General features: G+C 36.6%; 4 protein-coding genes. All 4 read right to left on the bottom strand.

The features are described from left to right. Positions 1-710 precede the first annotated feature (710 nt). Positions 711-1,907, bottom strand: coding sequence for a glycosyltransferase family 4 protein (locus M1381_02550; GenBank protein ID MCL4477969.1), 1,197 nt, complete (start codon positions 1,905-1,907; stop codon positions 711-713). 49 nt (positions 1,908-1,956) lie between these two features. Then, positions 1,957-4,827 carry a glycosyltransferase gene (locus M1381_02545; GenBank protein MCL4477968.1) on the bottom strand — a complete coding sequence of 957 codons (2,871 nt, stop codon included), beginning with the start codon at positions 4,825-4,827 and terminating at the stop codon, positions 1,957-1,959. Between the two features lie 2 nt (positions 4,828-4,829). Continuing rightward, the gene (locus M1381_02540; protein ID MCL4477967.1) at positions 4,830-5,861 is read right to left on the bottom strand and encodes a glycosyltransferase family 4 protein; all 1,032 of its coding nucleotides are present in this window, start codon (positions 5,859-5,861) and stop codon (positions 4,830-4,832) included. Beyond that, positions 5,858-6,778: class I SAM-dependent methyltransferase (locus tag M1381_02535; protein MCL4477966.1), on the bottom strand; the 921-nt coding region annotated here is incomplete at its 5' end. The genes M1381_02540 and M1381_02535, both read right to left, overlap by 4 nt.

Raw genomic sequence — 6,778 nt, 5'->3', positions numbered from 1 at the left:
TATTTACCCTTACGCTAAATTTCTTTTCTCTTCATAGATTATAATAAAATATAATAAAGTTAAAGGTGCACTTATTTCGTATGAATATAATGAAACATTAAATAATACGAGACTTGCAATTAATGTTGTTTTATTATCGGTCTCCAAATAATATTGTAAGAAAATGAGTGAGCCGAACAAATAACAAAAAAAGAATTGTAACTGGCCTGCGAAGGACAGGATAGGATCATGGTAGAGTCTAAATTGAAAAAACAGGGGTATCCCAAGCATAAACAAATATGAGACGTAGCTATCTTTAAAGATTTTTTTTGTAAAAAGACCGAACAATAAAGTATTAATAATTATGAGTAATAAGATGATTGCTTTGTACAAGAATATATTATGAAAATAATAAAAAATTAGCGTAAGGGTAAATATAGAAACGGGTACAAACCTACCATAAGCTTTTGCCATGTAATCTATAAAATTAATGGTATAGTTAAAGTATGACATTTTATCTAATGCGATTTGCCCCCTTAAAGAGGAATTCACCATATCGTCAGAATAATAACCACTATGTAAAAGTGGTAAAAGGGATAAAATGATATATAAACATATTAAACTACAAATAATTATTGCTATAACAATATTGGACTGAAATATAATATTTATTTTACCACTATAATTACAAAACCCATTTAAGATATCTTTTTTCTTGTTAGTAATAGTCATCACGTAACCTCTTTTATAACCGAGATTAACTTATTTCCTATTGAAGCCCATGAATAATTTGATACGACGGTCTTATATGCCTCTTCACCCCTGGACTTTCTCAGTTCTCTGTTTTTTAAGAGAGAGATAACCGCTTTTGCAAAGGCTTCGGGATTATCTTCTATACTAATGTCCTTGCCGTTTTCCACCATAAGACCTTCAGCTCCTTTAGAAGTTGAGACTACGGGCTTTTTTAGTGACATGGCTTCAAGGATTTTTGTCCGTGTTCCGCTCCCCTGAAGCAGCGGGGTTATCATGATAGAGCATTTTGACATGAACCTTATGGCGTCAGGGACATATCCTGTTACAAAGACATTTTTGTTATCCGATAATTTCAGGATTTCCTCGGAAGGATCTTTCCCTGCGATAAAAAACTTCACATCAGGTATAGCTTGTTTCACCAAAGGGAAGATTATCTTTAAGAAATAAAGAACAGCTTGCACATTTGGCGGATATCTCATAAGCCCGATAAAACCGATAGAGTTCTGCTCTTCCGGCTCATTCGCTCTATACCTGTCCAGATCTATACCGTTCGGGATAACCTCCTTCGGTACCTGTGGTGCTATATTTTTTATCTTTTCAACATCCAGTCCGGATGTTGAGATTATCAAACCAAAAGACCGCATAAATCTTTTTTCATTCAAGACCATAGACTTCCAGAAGAAATAGTATGGGATCTTTTCCTTCATAGCACTATTCTGATAAAATTGTTTCCAGAGGTCTGACTCCACATTATGGGCATCAAGAATAATTTTTATGCCTGCTGCCTTTAACATTGCAGCATAGCCTGCAAGCCATGAATGTTCGATAATAGCTATGTCGGGCTTAATTGTGTTTATGTAATCTGATAAACCTCGTTTTGCTTCTTTAAAAAAGAAGGTGTCTGCAGAAGGGTTTTTTAATAAAAGAATTCTCCTGCCGTTCCGCATCAACCTGTGCAGTATATCTTTTTTATGTGTGGGGACGTTTATGGTAGAGTAATCTTTGCAGTAGTTCATAAGCTCTGATGTTTCTATGGCTCGCTGTTCAACAAGAAAAGAACAAAGATGGATTTCAAACTCTTTACTCAGTGCCTGTATTATGTTGAACGTCCTTATGTGTCCGCCTTCATCGAGGGGATAGGGGAAATAGGGTGAAAGAACAATGAGTTTTTTCATTCTTTTGGGAGTTGAATGCGACGTTTTAAGATGGGTGTATGCATCTAGTTTAACGTTTCTCTGCCTTTATAAATATTGTATTCTTAAAAAACGGCTCGTTTGCCTGTTTATTATCAATTTGTGCAAGAAACTGCATCGTTAGACCGGCTGATTTAGTGTTCCAGTTTGATGGGGTATTTATATATCCTATTTTTATATTCTGAAAGCCGGCATCCTGTAACAGTGAAAATACTTCTTTCGGAGTATATTCTCGGTTATGCCTATCCGTACTCCCATAAAATATCTTTGGATCCCAGAATACATTATCGCCGCGCATCAATGCAAAAACATTACCGATGGATGATACATTCGGTGTAGATAAGATGAGAATCCCGCCGGGAGACAATAATCTCTTTATTTCCTCTAATATCTTAACGGGATGTTTAATTGCAATGTGCTCAAGTACTTCTGTAAAAATGACACAATCAAATTCATTGTCATGGTAAGGGATTACATCATTCTCAAAATTACACTGTTTTATGTGCAGCTTTTCAATAATAGATTTAGGATACTTGTAAAGATACTCTTTGTTCAAGTCAATACCATAAACATCTAAGCCCATTGCATCTAAAGCCATCCCAAGATGTCCAGGGGAACAACCTAATTCTAATACCTTTTTTATCTCTTTCTCCGTATGTCCAAGAACTAATTGGAGTGTAAAAGTATAACGATCAATTGAGGTCTCAAAATAGCTTTTAACATCATCGGGCTGATCGGATATATTATTTTTTACTTTATCCAGAAGTTTTATCGCCTCAGTTCTTGTACGGGATGTTACCGTAAGTGTTGATTGAGGAAAATAGTTTTTATTTTCATAGGTAATCCCCTGAAACATTTTGACGACGGGATCCTCTGCATGCATGTAATCCCGGTAGTAATTATATATTTCATATTGAGAGATATCTACATTGTACTTCTGTGCTCCTTTTAATAAGTTTTCCCAAAAACCATCCGTATTTTTCCAGTGGTTTTCTGATAGAAATAATTTCAGATAATTGATTGGGTGTTTTTTGAGTAAAAGAGCATCCTTTTCAAAAAATTTATTCCGTTCCTTCTGTGACTCTCTTTCTATCGCACGAAGATGCGGTGGATGAAACACCTGTACCTTATCGCTAAAAGGTATTTTACCGTATTTTACCGCCCTCCACCCAAGATCCGTATCCTCTCTGAAATGCGGATTATCAAATCGTTCATCAAATCCATTTATCCTATTGAATATTTCAGTTTTCAAAAACAGGTTAGCAGTCATAAAGCCAATACCCCCAAAACCCTCATTCGTTACAGGCCTATAAACAGGGTCGTTTAATTTATCAGATTTAACCAATCCTTCTATTCCTATAATGTCATTGCTATTGAATATGCGGTATGCCTCCTTTAACCAGTTTTTTTCCGGAATACAATCGTCATCGGTAAAAGCTAAAAATCTACCTCTTGCATATAACGAAGCCGTATTCCTTGCTTTCACAGCCCCCTTTGTATCCGTATGAATATAAAGGAGATCAAGAGCATGATATTTATTGACCCCTACAGTATCACTCTGATCTACGACAATGACTTCGAAATCCTTATAATCCTGCAAGGATAGAGCATTCATTAATTTATCAAGAAGGTTATGCCTATTATAAGATGGTACTATTATCGAAAAAAAAGGCTTTGGGGTTATTGGTTTGCTCCTATATCTATATAGCATTGTCCCTAAAGCTTTTGAGATCCTTTCAAAGGAATATTTCTCTTCTACTAATTGTCTTGAAGCTTGTGACATAAGTTTTATTAGCTTCGCATCATTCAAAATTAATGAAATGTTTGCAGCAAACTTATCCGAATTGCAGAGCTTTATAGAATAAAAAGTTGTATCTTCTATACCTCTTGCTCCTGCTGGCGTAGAAACAATAGGCAGCCCTGCTGCCATAAAATCGAACATCTTGATGTTCGTTCCTGAGCCGCTGAACATGGGGTTAATTGCCATGTCAGCGGCAGAGAGGTATTTGATCTTTTCTTCCTCTGTTAATCTCCCGGTGATTATTACATTTTGCTGATTGCTTTTTAATGCTTCCCCAACCCCCCCTGCAATAAGAAAAGATACATCCGGAAGATTCGGGGACAATACAGTCAAAATATAATTTGCGGCTTCAACATTTGGTGGATAGTTGCTGGCAACAAAGATTGCAGTCATTTTTTGCGGAAGTCCAAGTTTTTGTTTTATAGTTTTTTTTTGTGCGCTTTCTACAGGTTTGATTTTATCTGTAAATACACCATTTGGAATTACCTTCATCTTTTTAAAAGGCACATTATAGAGTCTATTAAATAGTTCTCTGTCTTCGTGTGAGCACGTAAGTACGACATCTGCGAAATGACACAATTCATATTCTACTTTTATCACGTCTTTTACTATGTTCGTTTCTGTCTCTCCTCCACCCAACAGGTTATATCTCAAATATCCTTCTACATTTTGTGAATCATAAACAATAAGCTGTTTATCTTTGTCGAGTTTATCTTTGATAAGGGGATAAATCCACGGATGTGAAAATATAACTATATCGCTTTTTAATGACCATTCTGTAGCTGCCTTTATGTAATCTTGCGACAAATGGGCAAATTGGGGAAAGGTAACATCAATTATTGTTTTACCGGCGATCCTATCTTGCAGTTTTTTAACTTCATCAAAATGAGCATTGCTTAAGGGAACATTTATTTCTCTCAATGTTTGGCTCAGATAATGATCCCTATATTTTTCCCCCTCCCAATCGTATGTCCCGACATAAGTGGTTGAAAGGTTATCGCCAAGATTATGATACAACCCCAGCAATCTTATCCTCCCTCCGCCGGTCGGAGGATCTATCGGCTGCATATCAAGCACAGTAACATTATAATGTTCATTCATAACTAATTTATCCCCATCATTCCTAATGCATTTAATAAGATCTTCGCAACATTGCCCCAGGTAATATGCGAGATCGAATGGTATCCCCGTTCGCCCATTTCTTTAGCTTTATCCCGATTATCATATAAGAATTCAATTTTTTTGGCTATCTCCTTAGGATCGGGGTTACAAACAAAACCATTAAAATTATCTTTAACAAAAAATGTTGGTTCTCCGGAGTCTGCGCAAGTTATAACCGGTTTTTTACTTTTAAAGGCTTCAAGGGTTATATAGCCGAAGTCCTCGTTTAATGGTACAAACGGTACTCCTAATGTATCAGCATACAAATTTGTTAACTCATCATCGCTTACCCTCCCTAAAAATTCTATTCTTTTATCTTTATTTGCTATCTCGTGAAGCCTTTCTTCATCCTCACCGGTACCCGCTATTTTTAGCATTATGGGACGCTGAACATATTTCATTGCTTTTATAAGCAAATCCACTCGTTTCCATCTATGCAATCGACCCGGCATAAAAAGATAGTTTTTATATTCTCCTGTTTTAAAGCTATCATAAGCTAACGCTGGATAAAGGACTTCACTTCTCAAGTTATTATAATGCAGTAATCTGTTCGAAACAGTATTACCGATAGTATATATTTTTTTTACATGTGGAAATGACAACACGGCTGTATCCAGTGTAGTTATAAATTTTCTTTGCTCTGATAATTCAGTGGTTGGATATGGAAATTCTTTGTCAAAGATATCATAAAAAAAGCGCATTGTGTGGACTAAATAACAAACATGATTTTTATGTTTAACAAAATATGATGGTACTTTTGTAGAGATTACTCCGTCGTAAGCTGATAAATTCAAGTCGTAGAAATTTAGAAGTGTCTCTTTAATTGTATCAAAACTTGATTCATCGCTTACCAAGCTAATTATGTCCGTATTAATCCCGGTTGAATTTAACGCATTAACCAGGCCTTCATAAAAACGTTCAGCGCCGCCTTTTTCTCCAGTCTTGGAAGCTGCAGCGATTACAGCTATTTTCATCCTTTGTATCCGATGAGCGCATAATCCTGTTCCATATTCATACGCTCCATAAGCTCGTGAAGTGGATCGCTGACAGCGGAGGTTTGTTCATTTCTCCTGTGAAGTCTTAAAATCTTAACATTGGTAAATCCTCGTGCCTCTGCAACAAACTTCAAGGTATCAGGTGGTAGTGGGTTACGGTGTGTTGGGTCGGTATAAAAGCTATAAGCACCAACCATGAGGTTTTCCGGGTTCGGTGTTTCGAATATTACCATTCCCTTTGTTTTTAATACCCTTAATGACTCATCAATAAGTTTAACCAGAATCTCGAAGGGAAGGTGCTCAACAATATGAAAACCTGTAATAACGGAAAGAGAATTCTCCTTTTGACGCTTGAGATACTCAATAACATCCGCTTCTTCCACATCTAAACCAAGTTCTTTTGCCTGAGCTACCATAATTCTGTTTATATCAATACCTTTGGCATGAATATTCTGTTCCTTTAATAACTCAAGCCATTCACCCCTGCCGCACCCTACATCTAATACCTGAGCATTATCCGTATTTTTCAAAGCTTCGTGAATGTAGGGCAAATAAACCCTTTGCCTCTCTTTGATATCAGCTTGTGTACCTCTGAACCTATCTTCAAACGATACATACATGGCATCAAACTGGTGGGACTTTTCTTCACGAAAGCTTTTTGTTGCGTTATCGGTAATCATTTCAGAAGTCTCCTGATTCAACCGTTCTATTAAAGAAGAAAGGTTTTTCTGCTGTGCAAGGATATTTAATTTCTGATCACGTATTTGTTGTATGATGTTATTTATATCGGTCTTTAATGCCTGAGCATCCGCCTTCTTCTCAAGCTCATACCCCAACTGCTGGACCGCCTGAGCATCCGCCTTCTTCTCAAGCTCATACCCCAACTGCTGGACCGC

Source organism: Deltaproteobacteria bacterium (assembly GCA_023382265.1).
In the GTDB taxonomy this organism is placed as follows: Bacteria; JAMCPX01; JAMCPX01; order JAMCPX01; family JAMCPX01; genus JAMCPX01.
The sequence above is the reverse complement of the archived record's forward strand: the minus strand, read 5'-3'. Positions and strand labels throughout refer to the sequence as shown.